This is a genomic window from Exiguobacterium sp. HVEsp1 (assembly GCF_002009685.1).
In the GTDB taxonomy this organism is placed as follows: domain Bacteria; phylum Bacillota; class Bacilli; order Exiguobacteriales; family Exiguobacteriaceae; genus Exiguobacterium; species Exiguobacterium profundum.
The window spans coordinates 1,680,273-1,700,349 of the sequence record NZ_KV917367.1 but is presented as its reverse complement, the minus strand read 5'-3'; the positions used below and the strand labels follow the sequence as shown (position 1 = coordinate 1,700,349).

Genomic DNA, 20,077 nt, shown 5'->3' with positions numbered 1-20,077 from the left:
GAGTAATCATATGGAAGAAAAAACGATTGAGCGGGAAGTCATCTATAAAGGCAAGATTTTCGATGTGGAAAAGCATGTCGTCTCCCTTCCGAATGGAAACACGTCTGTGCGAGAACTCGTCTATCACAATGGAGCTGTTGCCGTGCTCGTCATCGATGAATCGGACAAAATTGTCATGGTAGAGCAGTATCGAAAAGCGTTTGAATCGATGTCGCTTGAAATCCCAGCAGGCAAACTTGAAAAAGGGGAAGAACCGGTATCGAGTGCCGAACGTGAGTTGGCTGAAGAGACCGGATATACGGCGGAGTCGCTCGAAAAGATTTTTTCTTTCTACGGAGCCCCGGGTTTTTGCAGTGAGCGAGTCGATGTGTTTGTCGCGAAAGGATTATCAGCGGGCGAGATGAACCTTGACGAAGATGAGTTTTTAAATGTGAAACGATATTCTTTTGAAGAGGCGGTTGATTTGTTAGACAGAGGTGTCATCACCGATGCGAAGACAATCATGGCGATTCAATGGTGGCAATTGTCTAGATTAAAATAATTCTAATCTGAAATTTTATATGGTAAACTTACATAGTAATGATTTTAAATTGAAAATTGATTAAAACTTCGGTATGCTTTGTGTAGTGAACTATGTAAAGAGGGGGCGCCTTATGGAAACGCGAATTGAACGAATTAAACAGCAATTGAGCGCCAAAGGATATAAATTGACACCGCAACGTGAATCGACGGTTCGCATCTTACTTGAGAATGAGAGTGACCATTTGAGTGCCGAGAACGTCTTTATGCTCGTCAAGAGCATCGCACCAGAGATTGGACTCGCCACGGTATATCGCACACTTGAGTTATTGACTGAACTCGGTGTTGTCGACAAAGTCAACTTCGGTGACGGGGTCGCACGCTTTGACTTGCGCCCAGAAGGAGCGAATCATTCGCACCACCATCTCGTCTGTGTCGAATGCGGATCGGTCGAGGAAATCATGGAAGACTTGCTCGTCGATGTTGAGAAAAAAGTCGAGAGTAAATACGAATTTTTGATTAAAGACCATCGCTTGACGTTTCACGGCATCTGTAAAGTATGCCAAGCAAAAGGCGTCACACTCGAAGGTCATAAAGCAGTCATCAACGGTTAATGCAGAAAGGACAGACGACCCCGACAGGTCATCTGTCCTTTTTCAATGTGTGATAGATCGCTCATATATTTAAGTCGCTTGTAGTATATCGCTTTTCATTTGAACATGCCAGAAAAATAAGAATTCTGAGATGTATTTTTGACACGTAAACGTTCACAAAAAAGTGAATAAAAAATGAGGTCAGACATCTTCACAACGGTTTACATAAATGATATGCTGTAAGCGTATTCAGGTGAAACGAGGAAGGAGGAGGGTATGATGCGTTCGCATATCGAGTCATTTCTTCAATATATGACAGTTGAAAAGCGGATGTCCGCGAATACGAGACAGGCGTATGCGAGCGATTTGACGCAGTACGCATCGACCTTGACCCAACTGGGGGTAGAAGAGTGGAATGAGGTGACACGTTCGCATATCGTCAAACATATCGAAGAGCTGTCGCAAGCGGGGCGAGCCTCGTCTTCATTGAGACGAGCAGTCAGTTCAATCCGGATGTTCCATCATCATCTCAAAATGACCGGAGTCACGACGACTGATCCGTCTCTTTACCTAGAATCCCCAAAAGCAGAAAAGCAACTTCCGGACACGTGGTCACAAACGGAAGTCGAGCGACTGTTAGACAGCGTCCCAACGTCGGACCCGCTCTCACTACGAGACCGGGCCATGCTGGAGTTGCTATACGGGACCGGAATGCGGGTCAGTGAACTTTTAGGTTTGGATTTGGATGATTTGCAGTTCGAATTGGGGTATCTACAATGTGAAGGGAAAGGCGAGCGCGCACGAATCATCCCGGTATCCTCGGTCGCCCAAAGTTTCGTCGAGCGTTATATCCAACAAGCTCGTAACGGACTTGGCGGTAGAGAGACCGAAGCGCTCTTTTTAAACGGCCGAGGAGGGCGGCTCAGTCGTCAAGGATTTTGGAAGATGATCAAACGACGAGCCAAACTTGCTGGAATTGAAAAAGAGATCACACCTCACGTACTCCGTCATTCCTTTGCGACACACCTTCTCGAGAACGGCGCAGACTTACGCGCCATTCAACAGATGCTCGGTCATGCGGATTTAGCGACGACGCAAGTGTATACACACGTCAACAAATCGCGTCTACATGATGTGTATCGTAAGCATCACCCTCGTGCCTAGACACCGAAAAGGAGGAATTTTTTGTGAAGAAGTTTAAACGTATTTTCTTAGTCGTCATGGACTCGGTCGGGATCGGTGAAGCACCAGATGCCGAACAGTTCGGTGACAAAGGGGCCGACACGCTCGGGCATATTGCGCGTGAACATAACGGATTGAACATGCCGAACATGGGTAAACTCGGACTTTCGAACATCAAGCCGATTCAAGGCATCGATGCATCGGACGCACCGAGTGCGTATGGTCGCATGGAAGAAATCTCAGCTGGTAAGGATACGATGACGGGCCATTGGGAAATCATGGGGCTCCATATCGATACACCATTCCGCGTGTTTGAGGAGTTTCCAGACGATTTGATTCACCGTCTTGAAGAGTTCAGCGGACGTAAAATCATCGGAAACAAACCGGCGTCCGGAACAGAAATCTTGGACGAACTCGGTGAAGAGCATGTCGAGACGGGCGCATTGATTGTCTATACATCAGCGGATTCAGTCCTTCAAATCGCAGCACACGAGGACATCGTGCCAATCGATGAGTTGTACCGGATTTGTGAATACGCGCGTGAAATCACACGTGAAGACCCGTATATGCTCGGTCGTATTATCGCCCGTCCGTTCATCGGCACACCGGGTGCATGGGTACGTACGGCAAATCGTCATGACTACGCACTCAAACCTTTCGGTAAGACCGTCATGAATACGCTCGAAGACGCTGGAAAAGATGTCATCGCGCTCGGGAAAATCAGTGACATCTACGACGGTGAAGGTGTGACGAAAGCGGTCCGTACGAAATCGAACATGGATGGCATGGACAAATTGGTCGAATCACTTGAAGAAGATTTCGAAGGGCTTTGCTTCTTGAACTTGGTCGACTTTGACGCATTGTTCGGTCATCGTCGTGATCCGGAAGGCTACGCCGTCGCGCTTGAAGAATATGATGCCCGTCTACCTGAAGTGCTGGAGCGTCTCCGTGAAGACGACTTACTCATCATCACGGCAGACCACGGAAATGACCCTGTTCATGCTGGGACAGACCACACGCGTGAATATGTACCGCTCATCGTACATCACACTGGAGCGAAAGCAGTTGATCTAGGCATTCGAGGTACGTTCGCAGATATCGGTGCGACAGTGGCTGACAACTTTGACGTCGCGGCACCATCAAACGGAAAGAGTTTCATAAACGAAATTTGAGGAGGCAATATTCATGGTAAATTGGAACGAAACAAAATCGTTTTTGCAGGAGCGTATGGGCGATACACCAGAAATCGGACTTATTCTCGGGTCAGGTCTTGGAGTCCTCGCGGACGAAATTGAGAATCCGGTTGTAATCCCTTATGAAGAGATTCCACACTTCCCAGTATCAACCGTCGAAGGACATGCGGGTCAACTCGTGTTCGGTGAGCTCGAAGGGAAACGAGTCGTCGCCATGCAAGGACGGTTCCACTTCTATGAAGGATACTCGATGGAACAAGTGACGTTCCCTGTACGTGTCCTTAAATTGATCGGTGTCGAGACTCTCATCGTCACAAACGCGGCAGGAGCGTGTAACGAGTCATTCAACCCAGGCGACTTGATGATCATCACAGATCATATCAACTTCTTCGGTACGAGCCCGCTCATCGGTAAGAACGCGAGTGAATTCGGAACGCGCTTCCCTGACATGTCAGAAGCGTACGATAAAGAGCTCGTGAAATTGACAGAACGCGTCGCGTCAGACCTTGGACTTTCTGTACAGAAAGGGGTTTACTTCGGAAACACAGGTCCTACGTACGAAACACCGGCTGAAGTCAAAATGGCCCGTCTTCTTGGGGGAGACGTCGTCGGGATGTCGACCGTTCCAGAAGTCATCGTCGCGCGTCATTCGGATATGCGTGTCCTCGGGATTTCGTGTGTCTCGAACATGGCAGCAGGCATCTTAGAACAACCACTCAACCATGAAGAAGTCATCGAAACGACAGAGCGCGTTCGTCAAGACTTCCTCTCTCTCGTACGTGGCACGATTAAAAGCATGTAAGTAACTTAATTTTAGGAGGACGACAGTTATGCGTATGGTCGATTTGATTTTAAAGAAACGTAACGGTGGAGAATTGAACGAAGAGGAGATTCGCTTCGTTGTCGAAGGTTTCACGAACGAATCAATTCCTGACTATCAAATGTCAGCCTTATCGATGGCCATCTATTTTAACGGGATGACTGAAAACGAGACGGCTGCCTTGACGATGGAAATGGTGAAGTCGGGAGATACGATCGATCTTTCAAATATCGAAGGGAAAAAAGTCGACAAGCACTCAACGGGCGGCGTCGGTGACAAGATCAGCTTGATCGTGGCACCACTCGTTGCTTCAATCGGCATCCCTGTCGCGAAGATGAGTGGTCGCGGTCTCGGTCACACAGGTGGTACGATCGATAAGCTCGAATCATTCCCAGGGTTCAATGTAGAATTGACGGAAGAGCAGTTCACGAAACAAGTAAACGATATCAAGATGTCGATCATCGGTCAGACAGGGAACTTGACGCCTGCGGATAAGCGCTTGTACGCGCTTCGCGACGTTACGGCTACGGTTGAGTCGATTCCGCTCATCGCAAGTTCAATCATGTCGAAGAAGATTGCAGCTGGAGCGGACAGTATCGTTCTTGACGTCAAGACAGGTTCTGGTGCGTTCATGAAATCGTTTGATGATGCGAAAGCCCTCGCCAAAGAAATGGTCGCAATTGGGAAAAATGTCGGCCGTAAGACGGTCGCGGTCATCACGGATATGGACCAACCACTCGGTTTTGAAATTGGGAACGCGAACGAAGTGAAAGAAGCGATTGAAGTCCTCTCAGGTAAAGAAGTCGAAGATTTGAAAACAATCGCGCTCACGATCGCTGGACATATGGCTGTCCTCGGTGAGTTTTATCCGACGTTTGAAGAGGCGTATGCCGACCTTGAGAAGCGCATTGCCGATGGACACGCCCTCGAGGTGTTCCGCAAGTTCGTCGAAGCACAAGGTGGCGACGCATCACTCGTCGATGATGTGACGAAATTACCACAAGCTTCATATGAGACGACATTCGTCGCAAAAGAAGCAGGTTATGTCGAGTCGATCATCGCAGACGAAGTGGGTGTTGCGGCGATGCTTCTCGGTGCAGGACGCGCGACAAAAGAAGACAAAATCGATTTCGCGGCAGGCATCACGCTTGAGAAGAAAGTCGGCGACCGTGTCGAGGCAGGCGATGTGATCGCGGTACTCCGTTCGAACATCGAAGACATGTCTTCAGCCATCGAGCGTTTAGACCATGCGTATACGATCGGTGCAACGAAACCAGAGGCACGTCCACTCGTTCACGCAGTGATTCAATAAGGCAGAACGTCTGTTTCCACAAAAAAGTGGAGACAGACGTGTTTTTTTGATAAGATGGGTAATGTGAGTGTCAAACAGCAGGATACATATTATGAAAAAGGGGTTGCTTGAAACATGAAAAAAGGTTCTATGAAACTTGAAAATGGCGAAATGATTGAATTTGATTTATTCCACGGTGAAGCACCGATCACGGTCGAAAACTTCGAAAAACTTGCGAACAGTGGGTTTTACAACGGATTGACGTTCCACCGTGTCATTCCTGGCTTCGTCAGCCAAGGTGGTTGCCCACAAGGAACTGGAATGGGCGGTGCTGGCTATACGATTCCTTGTGAGACATCGACATCGTTCCCGCACAAACATGAAGCGGGTTCACTTTCAATGGCCCACGCAGGTCGTAACACAGGGTCTTCACAGTTCTTCATCGTCCATGAGCCACAACCGCATTTGGATGGTGTCCATACGGTATTCGGTAAAGTGACATCTGGTCTTGAGCATGCCGTCAAACTTCGTCAAGGTACGAAGATGGCAGAAGTGAAGGTTTGGGACGAGAATTGATTTTTGCCTGAAGGGTATGGCACAATGAACCATGTCTCTCACGTGTTCACGTCGTGAAACTTGAATGACAAAAGGTGGTGAACCCAGCGATGCTGGTCAAATATAAACGTTCTTATGAAAAGACGGCGATGGGTCTACTCGCATTCTCATGCAGTGACAAATCTCCGCTAAGCTTGCTTGAACTCGTCCGATCGTATGACGAGGAGGAGTCGAAGTTCCTCTATTTGTGGAAAGTCGGTGAAGACTTCGTTGGTATCATTGGTATGGAGCAACAAGGGACGACAATGGTCATCGACCATATCGCCTTGTCGCCATCATTCCGTGGCGAGAAACGTTCTTACGAGCTTCTAGACGAGGTGAGAAACGTCCTTCCACTTGATTTGACGCTAACCGGTACAGGCAAGACGGGCGATTTATTGGATAAATGGAATCAATTAGTCGTCTGATGACAAAAACCCCCGTAATCACGATTGTGACTGCGGGGGTTTTGCATGTACTTCAAGAAGGGCTAGCGGAATTCCTCGTTCGTTGACGATCTAAAAGTGCCAGCTCCCGTTCCGTGATGACCTCACTTCGATCACGGTGCAGATGCTTGTGGACCAATTGCTCGAACGACAGGTCCGTCGACGGGAACGTCGGTTTTAGTGATTCGACCGTGTCACGAACATCCTGTTGTAATGGGAGCTTCGTGTGTAACGGCCATTCATCAAGTTGTGCGACGAAGGAGTCGACGTCAAGACCGAGCTCATTTAAATAAGGAGAAGCGATGTCAATCTTTCGACGTAAGAGTCGCAAGCTCTTTTTTGCGCCGACCAAATTGTCGCGCCGGAGGTGATAGTGGATGACAGCATATTGGATGAGCGCTGCATAGCCGTGGTGACGGCGTCCGTCTGCCTGCCACGCCTCTTCTAATACCTCATGACATTCGAAATAATCGGCATGACATTCAAAAAGCAACGTATAATGAATAAAAGGGGTCATGAATCAATTTTCTCCTTTCGTGTCCACGGTGTTATAAAACATGTTATACTAAAGCGCAAAAATGTAAAATGGCAGGTGTCTCTATGGAAGCCTATAACGTTAAAATTGATACGTTCGAAGGTCCACTCGACCTGTTGCTCCATTTGATTGGAAAAATGGAGATTGATATCGTCGACATTTCCGTGGCAGAAGTCACTGACCAGTATGTCGGCTATATTCGCACGATGCAAAAATTTGAACTCGATGTGGCCAGTGAATACTTGGTCATGGCGGCGACGTTGCTCCAATTGAAGAGCAAACAATTGTTACCGCCAGTTTCGGTCGAGGATGAAGAGGTTCCAGACTTCAGTGAGGAACCGACGCGTGAAGGTCTCATTCGTCAATTGATTGAATACAAAGCATATAAAGAAGCGGTCGTCTTCATGCGTGAACAAGAAGAACACCGGCTTGAATTGTATACGCGACCGGGTGAAGATTTGACGACTTATATGTCTGAAGAGGTGTCTAAGTATGACGGACCACTTAACTTCTCGGATCTTCTCCACGCCTATTCGAAGATGATTGAACGGAAACGTTGGAAAGAACGACGCAAAAAAACGATCAAGCGGGAAGAGCGTACGCTTGAAGAGCAGATGACGCGTCTTCATGAACACGTATCGTCGACGAGACAAACGTCGTTTTTCGCCTTTTTTGTTGAGCAACCGAACGTCTCGGATCTCGTCGTGACGTTTATGGCGCTTCTTGAGCTGATCAAGCTACGGGTCGTCGTAACAAAACAACTCGACCAAGATATTCAAATCTCATTCATTGAAGCATCAAAGAAAGGGGATGAAGCGGTTGCTGTCTTATGAGACGATTATTGAAGGATTGCTGTTCGTCGTCGGTGATGAAGGGATGGAAGTACGAGCGCTTGCCGAGACGCTCGATATCTCAGAAGCTGCGGCACGAGAACAGCTCAGTAAGCTAGAGACATCGTTCAAGTCATCGAATCGACCGTTTCAGCTCATGGAATCGGCAGGTGTCTACAAGCTCGTGACCGTTCCGGACGTCTCTCCGTACATTCAAAAATATGTCGGGACGATGGCTGAGCAGGCGCTCTCACGTGCAGCGATGGAGACGCTAGTTATCATCGCCTACAAACAGCCGGTCACACGAGCGGATATCGAAGAGATTCGCGGAGTCAAAGTCGAACGGGTCATCCATACGTTGTTATCGAAAGGATTGATCGAATCGGCTGGTCGTGCGAAGACGATTGGTCGTGCCAAGCTGTATCGTACGACAGAGCACTTCCTCGACCATTTCGGGTTCAACTCGCTCGAAGAATTGCCACCATTAACATTTGAGGATGAACTGACAGACGAAGGCGATTTGTTCTTCGGTCAGGAATCACCAAAGCAAGAAGAGAGATTGGAGAAGGATTAATCATATGGAACGTTTGCAAAAAGTAATCGCACAAGCGGGGGTCGCCTCGCGTCGGAAAGCGGAAGAAATGATTTTGGATGGTCGCGTCCGCGTGAACGGAAAAGTCGTCCGTGAACTCGGGACGAAAGTTGGACCGAAGTCAGAGATTGAAGTCGATGGCGTCAAAATCGAACAAGAAGAGCACGTCTACTATTTGCTTTATAAACCGAGTGGCTACGTATCGACGGTCGATGACGACAAAGGTCGTAAAGTCATCACAGACCTCGTCCCACCAGGAGCACGGGTATTCCCGGTCGGTCGTCTTGACTACAACACGACGGGGCTCATCATCTTGACGAACGATGGCGAGTTCTCGAATATGATGACACACCCGAAATATAAAATTCAAAAGCGCTATGTGGCAAAAGTGAAGAATATCCCATCTTACTTGGCCATCAAACAGCTTGAGTCTGGTGTCGAACTCGATGACGGATTTAAAACGGGAAGTGCGAAAGTGAAGATGAAGTCTGTAGACCAGAAGAAGAACACAGCCATCCTCGAAATCGTCATCTCGGAAGGTCACAATCGTCAAATCCGTCGGATGGTGGAAGCCATTGGTTCAGAGGTCATCAAACTAAAGCGTGAACAGTTCGGTTTCTTGACGCTCGACGGTCTGAACACGGGCGACTGGCGTGAACTTTCACATAAAGAAATCAGTAAGCTTCGTGAACTTGCGAACCCGACCGTTCCACCGAAACCACGAGGCAAAAAGAAGAAAAAATAACAACAAAAAATCGTCCTGAAATAGGATGATTTTTTTGATTGTGTAGATTGTGTGACAAAAAAATGAAAAAAGTCTGTTAATGTGCGTTTTTAATGTTTTTTCAGTACAATAGCAACTGAAGGATGGTGTGAAAACGATGACAAAAGATCAACAAAAAGACGACCGGATGGAACAAGCGGTCGCAAAAAAGAAAAAGAGGTCATTTTGGCGGATGATGATCATGACGGTCGTTCTCTTCGCGGGAGCGGTTACGATCATGCAAACATTCGACCAAGCGGGTAACGATGGACGTATCGAGGCGGGCGACGAGGCACCGAACTTCAAGCTCGTCACACTCGACGGTTCGACCTTGTATGAGCGAGACAACTACGAAGGGAAAGGGATGCTCTTGAACTTCTGGGGTACGTTCTGTGAACCGTGTAAGAAAGAGATGCCGGTCGTACAAGAAAACTATGCGACACTTCAAGACATGGGTGTCGATTTTTGGGCCGTGAACGTCGGAGAGACACCGCTTCGTGTCGATAATTTCATCAACGACCTTGGTGTCGGGCTCGACTATCCGATTTTGATGGATACCCAGAGCGAAGTCGAAGGAGCGTATGGCATTTATAACCTACCCGTCACATTCGTCATCGATGGTGAAGGGAACGTAATTGAAAAGTATGAAGGTGAACTCACGAAAGAGAAATTGATGGAGCTAGCCGAGAAGTCATTGTAAGCGAACGGGGGACGCACAGATGCTAGATATGAAATACGAAGGCGCTGATTTACGGTCGAAGCGTCGTCCGAAATCGATCATTGACCGTGTGTGGAACTTCTTTGCATCGGTCAAAGTGGGTTTGTGGTTAATTGCATTGATTATTGTCGGTTCGGCAATCGGAACAATCTTTCCTCAAGAGATGTACATCCCACAACAATTACCGCCTGAACAATATTATATGGAGGAGTATGGAACACCGGGTTCTATTTATTACGCCCTCGGATTCCATAACCTATACACATCGTGGTGGTACATCGGTCTGATTGTCATGTTGACGCTCTCACTCGTCGTCGTGTCGATTGACCGTGGGGTTCCGCTCTATAAGGCGCTTAAAAAACAACCGGTCAGACGGACAGAACGTTTTATGAAGGGGCAACGTCTCTTCGGACAAGGTGATGGGACGGAGGCTCAAATTGACGAGATCGCAGTCGCACTTAAAAAGAAACGATATACCGTCAAACGGGACGGCGATGCTCTGTTAGCAGAGAAACACCGGTTTGGTCGTTGGGGTCCGTACGTCAACCACCTCGGACTTGTCATCTTCTTCCTAGGGGCGATGCTGCGAGTGTTCCCTGCATTCCATACGGATACGCTCGAATGGGTGCGTGAAGGCGAAACGGTGTCGCTAGAGGCGACTAACGGCGAGTACTACTTAAGGAACGACCAGTTCATTCTTGAAATGTACGACCCTGAGAACAATGAAGAGGACGCGAAGTTCGCGGCCGCCATTGAAAAAGCAGGAGCCGTCCCTAAAAATTATGAGACAGAGTTGACGTTATTCAAAAAGACGGGAACGAACGAGGACGGATCGCCGCAACTCGAACAAGTCGATGTCGGTTCGACGAAAGTCAACCACCCGTTTAAGTTCGATAAATTTGAAGTGTATCAGGAACAATATTCAAGTCGTCCAGAGTTCTTATCGATGTCGTTCATGTTGGCAGATAAAGAAACCGGCGACGAATATGGTCCGTTCAAAGTTGATTTGGAGAATCCGGAGAAGTCTTATGAGCTCGATGGGGTCACCGTCACGTTAAAAGATTTGTATCCAGACTTTGAAGTGAAAGATGGACAACCGAATACGAAATCACCACGTGCACTGAATCCGGCCTTCTTCTTCAACGTTGAATCACCTGAAGGAGAAACGGAGTCGAATTTGATCGGCATTCGTCTGAATGTCGCTGATGAAGAGAACCGCTACGATGTCCAGTTTGCAGGTACAGAGATGGCGAGCACGAGTGGTTTACGTGTGAAGAGTGACTCCACCTATCCGATTTTGATCGTCGGTGCCACGATCTTTATGATCGGTATTGCGATGGGCATGTACTGGCCACACCGTCGCGTTTGGATCCGTCGTCATGAAGAGGGCGTGCTTGTCGCCGGTTTTACGAATAAAAACCCGTCCTCGCTCCGTCGTGAAGTGTCGCCGCTATTAGAACAAACTGGCTTACCGATGTGGGAAGACCAGGCGAGATTCACAGAGAAGTCGGAGAACGAGTCAACAGATGAAAGAGGGGAATCTTGATGGAATGGATTGAATGGAGCAGCCGAATGCTGTTTATCGCGTTCTTCCTGTACGCAATCTCGACGGTTCTCTTTACGATTGCCGTCAGTGGTATGCGTAAAGATCGAAACGTCAACCGTGTTGCCTATGGGAAATACGCCTTTATCTTGGCAATCATCGGCTTTGTCGCTCAAATGACATATTTCTTTATGCGCTGGGCAGGTGTCGGCTATGCGCCGGTATCAAACTTGTACGAATATACGACGTTCTTCGGTATGATGATGGTACTTGGGTTCCTCGTCGTATATGGAATTTATAAAAATGATGTACTCGGCTTGTTCGCGATGCCGGTGGCGTTACTCGTCATCGCCTTCGCCTCAATGTTCTCGAGTGAGGTCGCACCGCTCATCCCGGCACTCAACAGTGTATGGCTGAAAATTCACGTTACGACGGCTGCGCTCGGACAAGGGATTTTGGCAATCAGTTTTGCATCGGGCCTCATTTTCTTATTGAACGAAACATCGATGAAAGAACAGTCTAAGTCACGGACGTGGCTCGAAGTGACGATGTTTGTCCTCATGTGCACGCTCGGCTTCATCATCGTCTCGATGTTATTCAAGGGGATTGGTGCCGGAGGTGTCGTCGAGTTCACGAACGACCGCGGTCAAGCAGAGACGTATGAATATTTCATGCCGATCTTGTTCGTCCCAGAAGGGGCACAACTCGTGTCTGGCGCGAGTGGCTTGTCACTCGAACTCCCGAACTGGATCAATACACTCAAGTTGAACACGCTCATCTGGTCGGTCATCGGCGGAATTGTGATTTACGTGTTGCTCCGTTTTGTCATCTTGCGCAAACGTGTCGCTGAAGCGCTTCAACCCCTTGCGAAAAAAGTCGACCTCGACCTCGCTGATGAAATCAGCTATCGCTCGGTCGCGATTGGATTACCGGTCTTTATCCTGGGTGGTCTGATCTTTGCGATGATTTGGGCACAGATTGCCTGGAACCGTTTCTGGGGATGGGACCCGAAAGAAGTTTGGGCCCTCATCACGATGTTGATCTATATCTATTACTTGCATATGCGCATTCAGCGTGGCTGGACAGGAACGAAAGCGGCCTGGTTATGTGTCGGTGGATTTGCCATCATCATGTTCAACCTCGTCTTCGTCAACCTGGTCATCGCCGGTCTGCATTCATATGCCTGACGTAAAAGAAGTCACAATTGTGACTTCTTTTTCATTTGGTCCATCAAATCATCGTTGTGAAGCGAAATAATAGAGTGGTATAGTTATGGCAGAGAGTGGAATGTTCACAATTGTGCAACATTCGCTACAACTCGTAATGGGTCTTAGGAGGGTTTTAGGTATGGCTGAGAAAACGAAGATTTTAGTAGTCGACGACGAGGAGAGAATTCGCCGACTTTTGAAAATGTACTTAGAACGTGAACAGTATGTGATTGAAGAAGCGGTCAATGGCGAAGAGGCGCTCGCGCTTGCCCTTGAAAACGAATACGACGTGATCTTGCTTGATTTGATGATGCCAAAGATGGATGGGGTTGAAGTATGTACAGAACTCCGGAAGACGAAAGCGACTCCGGTCATCATGCTCACGGCGAAAGGTGAAGAAATCGACCGTGTCCAAGGGTTCGAAGTCGGGGCAGATGATTATATCGTCAAGCCGTTCAGTCCGCGTGAAGTCGTGCTCCGCGTCAAAGCATTGCTTCGCCGCTCTGGTTCGACGAAGTTCATGCACACGAGTGAGAAGTCGAAGGATTTGATCGTCTTCCCACATCTGACAATCGATAATGATGCACACCGCGTCACGGTGGACGGCGAGGAAATCGCCCTCACACCAAAAGAATATGAGTTATTGTTCTTCCTCGCAAAACAGGTGGATAAAGTCTTTTCACGAGAGCAGTTGTTAAAAGAAGTATGGAACTACGAATTTTTCGGAGACCTTCGGACCGTCGATACGCATGTGAAACGTCTTCGTGAGAAATTGAATCGTGTCTCACCGGACGCGGCGCATATGATCACGACCGTATGGGGTGTCGGGTACAAGTTCGAAGCTGCCAGTGAATGATGATTCGTCGAAACAGCATCGTCACGAAACTGTGGCTGACGATTCTCGTTTTGGTCAGTGTCATCTTATTCATCGTCTCGGTGTTGATGCTTGAATTTTTTAATTCCTTTCATATCGACCAGGAACGAGGCCATCTTGCCAAGCTCGGTGGACAGGTCCAATCGGTTTTGTTGAATGAAGGTGACACGTCCCAGACGATTGATCAAATCATCGAAGTGTACGGGGCTAACTATATCTTAGAGAACGGGACGACCCGATCGAATTTTGGAAATCAAGTGGATGGCTTGATGGTAGAACTTGAACGACAGGATTGGGAAACTTATCAGGCGGTCGGTGAGACGGCCATCGGGAATTTCTCATCTTTTGACGACCAGGCCGCGCTAGCGTATCGGACGACCTTCTCCTTATCGACAGGACAGTATACGCTCTACCTGCTCGAACCGCTCGATGCGATCTCGAGTGCGAACGCGGGAGCACGGACCATCATTCTTTGGACCGTCGCTTCGGCCATCATCGTCACGACCGTCTTCGCTTTCTTCTTGTCGACACGAATCACGGCACCGCTCCGAGCGATGCGGGATGCAGTCAATAAGACGGGAGAGGGGCAATTTGATTTACGTTTGGAGACGAAGACACGGGATGAGATTGGCGAACTCGCTGCTTCTTTCAACGCAATGAGCAGTCAGCTTTCGAAATATGTGAATGCCCTTGACCGGGAACGGCTGCAACTTGCGTCGATTCTTCGTTCGATGGCAGACGGTGTCATCACACTCGATCGTCATGCAAACGTGATTGTCACGAACCCGCAAGCGAGTCCATTACTTCAAGATGGGCAACCACATGAAGTCGTATTGTCTCTTTATGAGGAAGTGATGGAGGGGACGTCTGAAAAGACGATCGAAGTGAAACAGGATGAGCGGTACTATACACTGACAGTCACACCACTCGTCGGAGAAGACGATTTCGAGGGTGCTGTCGTTGTTATCCGGGATACGTCAGAAAGTCATCGACTCGATAAGATGCGGACCGATTTTGTGGCGAACATTAGCCATGAACTCCGGACACCGCTCGTGACGCTTCAAGGGTATTCAGAGGCAATCATCGATGGCATCACTGAGAGTGACGAGGCGACGAAAGAGTTCGCCTCTATCATCTACGATGAATCGCTCCGCTTGGCAAGACTCGTCAATGATTTGTTGGATTTGGCACGCATCGAATCGGGTAAAGAGACGATGCATTTCACTTCGTTTGATATCGGTGATTTCTTGCCCCGAGTCATGCGAAAGTTCAATCAGATGGCATCTGAAAAAGAGATTCGTTTACAGACCGACGCCCCGCACCGTCTCATCGAGGCGGATGGCGATCGTCTCGAGCAAGTGTTCACCAACTTGATTGGCAATGCTATCGCGCATACCGATTCTGGAGAAATTCGGATTGAGGCCACAGAAGAGACGGACGGGCTACGGATTCAGTTGACGGATACAGGTCACGGAATTCCTAAAGAGGATTTGCCGTTCGTATTCGAGCGATTCTATAAAGCCGATAAAGCCCGGACCAGTGGTTCGAAGACAGGGACAGGCATCGGACTCGCGATCGTGAAGAATGTGGTCGATGCCCATCACGGAAAAGTGAGCGTATCGAGTACACTCGGGGTCGGAACCACCTTCGAGATTTACTTACCATTTGAACAACCACACAACTCGTAATGGTGACTCGCTTGAGTCACCATTTGTGGCATTTTAAGGGGGGAGTCGAATGAAACGTTATACACGAACGGGCGACAAGGGTGAAACATCATTAATCGGTAGTCGTGTCGAGAAATTCCATCCTCAGATTGAAGCGATGGGTCATCTCGATGAGTTGAATAGTCAGATTGGACTCGCCATCGCGCATCAAGAGGATGAGACGCTCCGAATACAGCTGACGAAGATTCAGCACGACTTGTTCGACCTCGGATCGGAGCTGATGTATGCTGAGGCACCGCCAAAAATGGTCGATTTGTCGATCGTGACGGAACTAGAACGATGGATGGATGAGTGGGAGGAGTCCTGTCCGGAACTTGTGCGCTTCATCCTTCCTGGCGGCAGCGTTGCCGCAGCTAGCTTACATGTGGCTCGTACCGTTTGTCGACGGGTCGAGCGTGACTTAGCGGCTCTCGGAGTCGCCGACCGGCAATTGCCTTACTTTAACCGCTTGAGTGATTATTTATTTACGGTTGCCCGTTACGCGAACGTCGTGGCAGGGGTGCCGGATCAAGAATATGCGCGCGGCGCTGCCGTGTTTCAACCAAAACGAAAAAAGGAGTGATCGGCAGATGAAAGGTATCGTTCAGTTCCAACATCAATTGCACTACTCGGTCTATCCGACCAAGAAATTTAAAACGACGACTTGTCTCGTGTCATTCGCCGCTCCATTATCGGCGGAGACGGTCGCAGATCGGGCATTGCTCCCGTTCATCATGGAGAAATCGACGGCGACGTATCCGTCCATTGAGTTATTTCACACACCGCTAGAGGAGTTGTATGACACAAACTTATATGCTGGTGCATCTAAGATCGGAAAGGAGCACGTCATCCAATTCCAACTCGAAGTCGTCAACGATCATCTTGTCGGAGAAGACGTATTGAGTCAGGCAATCGAGTTACTCGAAGACGTTCTCCTCCGTCCGAACGCATACGATGGGGCGTTTCAGCCACTCATCGTCGAGCAGGAACGTCGATTGCAACGTCAGCGTATCGAATCGGTCTATGATGACAAAATGCGTTTCGCCCAACAGCGTCTACAAGAAATGCTCGGAGGAGAGCTTGCGATTCCGTCACTCGGTACGCTTGAGCAACTCGACCATGTCACACCAAAATCATTGTATGCGGCATATCAATCGATGATTCAACATGACCGTGTGGACATCTATGTTGTCGGGGATGTCAATCGTGAGCAAGTCGAACAGGCTTTCAATCCATTGGAATCCCTTGGGACACGTCGACCACGCCTGTTACCAGAAGCGAGTCGAGGAGAGTTCAAGCGTTTGGAAGAACACCAAGACATTAAACAAAGCAAGCTCCATCTCGCTTATTCACTCAATGTCGACCCAAGAACGGAAGCGGCGATTCGTATGCAAGTCGTGAATGGACTGTTCGGTGGATTCCCTCACTCGAAACTGTTCATGAACGTGCGTGAAAAAGAGAGCCTGGCGTACTATGCCGCCTCACAATATAGTTCCCTCAGTCGGAAGTTGTTCGTCTATGCCGGCATCGATGCGTCGAACCAGCAAAAAACCGAACAGATCATCGAAGAGCAATTGAACGCTTTACAAGCGGGCGAGTTTGAGGATGAGACGTTGCAACAGACGAAAGAGTTGTTGTTCCATCAACGTCGACAACTTGGAGACAGTCCACGTCAATTGATTGCTTGGATGAGTGGAGCAGACGTTCGTCCGTTCTCGTTAGACGAAGAGATGGCAATCATTGAAAACACGACACGAGATCATGTCGTCGCGCTTGCGAAAGAAATGGAACTCGAAGCGGTTTATTGCTTGAAAGGAGGAGAAGCATGAAATTAGACTTTCCTAACGTCGGAGAGACGTTACATCATCACGTTCTCGACAATGGCCTCTCCGTTTACTTGTTGAAAAAGACTGGATATGAAAAAACATTCGCGACGTTCACGACTAAATATGGATCGATTGATCGACGCTTCAAACTAGAAGACTGGATCGAGGTTCCCGATGGTATCGCACATTTCTTAGAACATAAGATGTTCGAGAAAGAAGATGGTGACGTCTTCCAACAATTCGGTCGTCAAGGAGCGTCAGCGAACGCTTTCACTTCCTTCACACGGACGGCTTATTTGTTCGGTGCCACGTCCAAGATCTCGGAAAACGTACAGACGCTGCTCGATTTCGTCCAGACCCCTTATTTCACGAAAGAGTCGGTCGAGAAAGAGAAAGGAATCATTGGTCAAGAAATTCAAATGTACCAAGACAATCCGGGGTGGCGTTTGTATTTTGGTTTAATTGAGGCGATGTACGAGACACATCCCGTCAAGATTGATATCGCAGGTACGATCGAATCGATTTCAAAGATCACGGCGGAAGACTTGTACACCTGTCATCAAGCGTTCTATCATCCGAGCAACATGGCATTGTTCGTCGTCGGGAATATCGAACCGGATGAGATGCTTGCCTTGATTCGAGATAATCAAGCAGCTAAATCTTTTGAAACGCCACGATTGAGTGCTCGCGAGACAGTAGATGAGCCGACCACGGTTCGTCTGTCAGAACGGGTCATCGAGATGGACGTCTCTGTACCGAAAGTCATGATTGGGTATAAGGACATACCGCAAGCTGGGGAAGCGGGTCTGAAGCAAGAATTGACAGTAGAACTACTCATGCATGCGCTCTTCGACACGACAGCACCTCTTTATACAGAACTTTATGCTGAAGGATTGATTGACGATGCCTTCTCGTTTGACTATACGTCAGAGGAGACGTTCGCTTTTGCCGCCTTGTCGATGGAGACGTCGGAAGTGGACGCGTTTGTCAGCCGTGTGACGGAGGCGTTAGAACGTCCACTTCAGTTGAGTCAAGAGACGCTCGACCGGAAGAAACGCATGATGCAAGGACAGTTCTTGAAAGCATTGAACTCACCTGAGTTCATCGCCAATCAGTTCTCCCGTTATGCGCTCAATGATGGGAACTTGTTTGAAATCCCGACTTTGATTGATGCCATCACGCTCGATGAACTATACGAAGCATACGAGCGCTTGTTCCGCCGTGAACAACGAACGGTGTGCGTCGTCAAAAAACCATGAAGACATTGATTGTTGGAGCGAGCGGTGCCATCGGACGTGCCGTCTCGCTCGCTTTTCGTGAAGATGAACTAATTTTGCATGCGAACGATGGTCGTGAAAGACTTCGTCATTTGATTGATGATGAAAATCTATCGGCAACACTGCGCCCTTGTGACCTAACGGACCGTGAAGCTGTTGAGTCATGGGTACAGGATATGCCGGATGTCGATCGAATGGTATACGTGGCAGGACATGCGCTCCATGGTCTCGTCGTCGACCAGTCAATGGACGAGCTCGACCGGCTATATGATGTACATGTTCGAGCGATGATCCGACTCATCCAGTCCGTCGTAGCAAGGAAGCCTTACAATCATCATCTGGATATCGTGATCGTCTCGAGTGTATGGGGAGAGGTCGGTGCGGCGGCTGAGGTGTTTTATTCAACCGTCAAAGCGGCACAGCTCGGCTTCGTCAAAGCGTTCGCTCGAGAAGCCGGCCCGTTCAATGTTCGAATCAATGCGGTGACACCGGGGTGGATTGATACGCCAATGAATGATACGGTAGAAGAGTCGAAACAATCCGTGCTCGATGACATTCCACTAGGACGTCTCGGTGCGGCAAAGGACGTGGCCAACACGATCCGTTTCTTGTGTTCACCGGACGCCTCGTATATAACGGGCACGGTGTTACGCATCGACGGCGGTTGGCAATGATCCAATTCATGTAAATAAACCTGTTCTTTTCAATTCTTCTAAAATAATTTAAAATAGGCAAGGTAGCGAACTCGCTCGAAAGGATGGTTGGGGATGGAACATAAATTCGAAGAGTGGTATCTCGAATATGAATTGTGTCAGAATCGACCCGGTATCCTGGGAGACATCGCGTCTCTCATGGGGATGCTTCAAATCTCCATCGTCACCATCAATGGGGTCGATCTGCAGCGACGGGGGATGTTGCTCAAAGCACCAGCCGCCGATCATGTGCATCGACTCGAGCATATTTTAAAGCGGATGGAAGCCATTGCCGTCATCAAGTTGCGTCGTCCGAAGTTACGAGACCGGATTGCAATCCGTCACGGTCGTTATATCGACCATGATAGTGATGACAAAAAAACGTTTCGCTTCGTCCGTGAAGATTTGGGCATTCTCGTCGATTTCGTTGCGGAACTGATGAAGGAAGAACGCCATTTGTTAATCGGTGTTCGTGGAAATCCACGCGTCGGAAAGACGGAGTCCATCGTAGCAGCTAGTGTGTGTGCGAACAAACGATGGTTGTTTCTTTCCTCGACACTGATGAAACAGACCGTTCGGACCTCATTATTTGAAGAGGAAAGGGAAGGCGATCACGTATACATAATTGATGGTGCCGTCTCTACCCGAACGATGGATGAACGACATCGCCAGCTCATTCGTGAAGTCATGCGGTTGCCGGCCGTGAAAGTCATCGAACACCCTGACCTGTACGTCCGAAACACCGATTGCGTGTATGAAGACTTTGATTATATTATTGAATTGAGAAACAATCCGGATGAGACGATCATCATCCCACAAGAAACGCATCGTGAGTCAGAATGGTTTGAATAATTATGTGAATGGAAGGTGTGGAC

22 protein-coding genes are annotated in these 20,077 nt (G+C 48.5%); 21 read left to right on the top strand and 1 reads right to left on the bottom strand.

The annotated features are described in order from the left end of the window. Positions 1 to 10 precede the first annotated feature (10 nt). The 8 genes from BV910_RS08735 to BV910_RS08700 all read left to right on the top strand — a co-directional run bounded on the left by BV910_RS08735 (position 11) and on the right by BV910_RS08700 (position 6,620). The gene (locus BV910_RS08735) at positions 11 to 541 is read left to right on the top strand and encodes an NUDIX hydrolase (protein WP_078147058.1); all 531 of its coding nucleotides are present in this window, start codon (positions 11 to 13) and stop codon (positions 539 to 541) included. Positions 542 to 653: 112 nt separating this feature from the next. Further along, positions 654 to 1,133, top strand: a complete 480-nt coding sequence (gene fur / locus BV910_RS08730) for a ferric iron uptake transcriptional regulator (RefSeq protein WP_012726507.1) — start codon at positions 654 to 656, stop codon at positions 1,131 to 1,133. 258 nt (positions 1,134 to 1,391) lie between these two features. Continuing rightward, positions 1,392 to 2,276: a site-specific tyrosine recombinase XerD gene (gene xerD / locus BV910_RS08725; RefSeq protein ID WP_078147057.1), complete on the top strand. Its 885-nt coding sequence runs from the start codon at positions 1,392 to 1,394 to the stop codon at positions 2,274 to 2,276. A gap of 23 nt (positions 2,277 to 2,299) precedes the next feature. Continuing rightward, entirely contained in the window at positions 2,300 to 3,466 is a 1,167-nt protein-coding gene (gene deoB, locus BV910_RS08720; RefSeq protein ID WP_078147056.1) for a phosphopentomutase, read from the top strand. A gap of 13 nt (positions 3,467 to 3,479) precedes the next feature. Continuing rightward, positions 3,480 to 4,289 carry a purine-nucleoside phosphorylase gene (locus BV910_RS08715; protein WP_078147055.1) on the top strand — a complete coding sequence of 270 codons (810 nt, stop codon included), beginning with the start codon at positions 3,480 to 3,482 and terminating at the stop codon, positions 4,287 to 4,289. 28 nt (positions 4,290 to 4,317) lie between these two features. Beyond that, a complete protein-coding gene (locus BV910_RS08710; RefSeq protein ID WP_078147054.1) occupies positions 4,318 to 5,619 on the top strand; it encodes a pyrimidine-nucleoside phosphorylase in 1,302 nt (433 codons plus the stop codon). Positions 5,620 to 5,733: 114 nt separating this feature from the next. Beyond that, positions 5,734 to 6,174, top strand: coding sequence for a peptidylprolyl isomerase (locus BV910_RS08705; RefSeq protein WP_012726499.1), 441 nt, complete (start codon positions 5,734 to 5,736; stop codon positions 6,172 to 6,174). 89 nt (positions 6,175 to 6,263) lie between these two features. After that, positions 6,264 to 6,620, top strand: coding sequence for a GCN5 family acetyltransferase (locus tag BV910_RS08700; RefSeq protein WP_031423428.1), 357 nt, complete (start codon positions 6,264 to 6,266; stop codon positions 6,618 to 6,620). 52 nt (positions 6,621 to 6,672) lie between these two features. On the opposite strand, the gene BV910_RS08695 is transcribed toward BV910_RS08700, so the two are convergent. Next, on the bottom strand, positions 6,673 to 7,155 hold the full coding sequence (locus BV910_RS08695) for a DUF309 domain-containing protein (protein WP_078147053.1): 483 nt from the start codon (positions 7,153 to 7,155) through the stop codon (positions 6,673 to 6,675). An 83-nt stretch (positions 7,156 to 7,238) separates the two neighbouring features. On the opposite strand from BV910_RS08695, the gene BV910_RS08690 reads away from it, so the two are divergent. From BV910_RS08690 to BV910_RS08630, 13 genes are all read left to right on the top strand, one after another. Beyond that, entirely contained in the window at positions 7,239 to 8,006 is a 768-nt protein-coding gene (locus BV910_RS08690) for a segregation/condensation protein A (protein ID WP_078147052.1), read from the top strand. Next, a complete protein-coding gene (gene scpB / locus BV910_RS08685; protein ID WP_074036818.1) occupies positions 7,984 to 8,577 on the top strand; it encodes an SMC-Scp complex subunit ScpB in 594 nt (197 codons plus the stop codon). The genes BV910_RS08690 and scpB overlap by 23 nt, the downstream gene beginning before the upstream one ends. 4 nt (positions 8,578 to 8,581) lie before the next feature. Beyond that, the gene (locus BV910_RS08680; protein WP_012726494.1) at positions 8,582 to 9,340 is read left to right on the top strand and encodes a pseudouridine synthase; all 759 of its coding nucleotides are present in this window, start codon (positions 8,582 to 8,584) and stop codon (positions 9,338 to 9,340) included. 136 nt (positions 9,341 to 9,476) lie between these two features. Beyond that, positions 9,477 to 10,058, top strand: coding sequence for a thiol-disulfide oxidoreductase ResA (resA, locus tag BV910_RS08675; RefSeq protein ID WP_047795228.1), 582 nt, complete (start codon positions 9,477 to 9,479; stop codon positions 10,056 to 10,058). A gap of 19 nt (positions 10,059 to 10,077) precedes the next feature. Beyond that, entirely contained in the window at positions 10,078 to 11,622 is a 1,545-nt protein-coding gene (gene resB, locus BV910_RS08670) for a cytochrome c biogenesis protein ResB (RefSeq protein WP_078147051.1), read from the top strand. Continuing rightward, positions 11,622 to 12,806: a c-type cytochrome biogenesis protein CcsB gene (gene ccsB / locus BV910_RS08665; RefSeq protein ID WP_031423441.1), complete on the top strand. Its 1,185-nt coding sequence runs from the start codon at positions 11,622 to 11,624 to the stop codon at positions 12,804 to 12,806. Before resB ends, ccsB begins: the two co-directional genes overlap by 1 nt. 160 nt (positions 12,807 to 12,966) lie before the next feature. Beyond that, positions 12,967 to 13,683: a response regulator transcription factor gene (locus BV910_RS08660; RefSeq protein WP_012726490.1), complete on the top strand. Its 717-nt coding sequence runs from the start codon at positions 12,967 to 12,969 to the stop codon at positions 13,681 to 13,683. Continuing rightward, complete coding sequence (locus tag BV910_RS08655) at positions 13,680 to 15,389, top strand: HAMP domain-containing sensor histidine kinase (protein ID WP_143180242.1); 1,710 nt, start codon at positions 13,680 to 13,682, stop codon at positions 15,387 to 15,389. Before BV910_RS08660 ends, BV910_RS08655 begins: the two co-directional genes overlap by 4 nt. 49 nt (positions 15,390 to 15,438) lie before the next feature. Further along, positions 15,439 to 15,990 carry a cob(I)yrinic acid a,c-diamide adenosyltransferase gene (locus BV910_RS08650; RefSeq protein ID WP_078147050.1) on the top strand — a complete coding sequence of 184 codons (552 nt, stop codon included), beginning with the start codon at positions 15,439 to 15,441 and terminating at the stop codon, positions 15,988 to 15,990. Between the two features lie 7 nt (positions 15,991 to 15,997). Continuing rightward, entirely contained in the window at positions 15,998 to 17,236 is a 1,239-nt protein-coding gene (gene yfmF, locus BV910_RS08645; protein WP_078147049.1) for an EF-P 5-aminopentanol modification-associated protein YfmF, read from the top strand. After that, positions 17,233 to 18,492: an EF-P 5-aminopentanol modification-associated protein YfmH gene (yfmH, locus tag BV910_RS08640; protein ID WP_078147048.1), complete on the top strand. Its 1,260-nt coding sequence runs from the start codon at positions 17,233 to 17,235 to the stop codon at positions 18,490 to 18,492. Before yfmF ends, yfmH begins: the two co-directional genes overlap by 4 nt. Then, positions 18,489 to 19,184 carry an elongation factor P 5-aminopentanone reductase gene (gene ymfI, locus BV910_RS08635; protein WP_078147047.1) on the top strand — a complete coding sequence of 232 codons (696 nt, stop codon included), beginning with the start codon at positions 18,489 to 18,491 and terminating at the stop codon, positions 19,182 to 19,184. Before yfmH ends, ymfI begins: the two co-directional genes overlap by 4 nt. A 93-nt stretch (positions 19,185 to 19,277) precedes the next feature. Further along, positions 19,278 to 20,054, top strand: a complete 777-nt coding sequence (locus BV910_RS08630; protein WP_012726484.1) for a YmfK family protein — start codon at positions 19,278 to 19,280, stop codon at positions 20,052 to 20,054. Positions 20,055 to 20,077 lie beyond the last annotated feature (23 nt).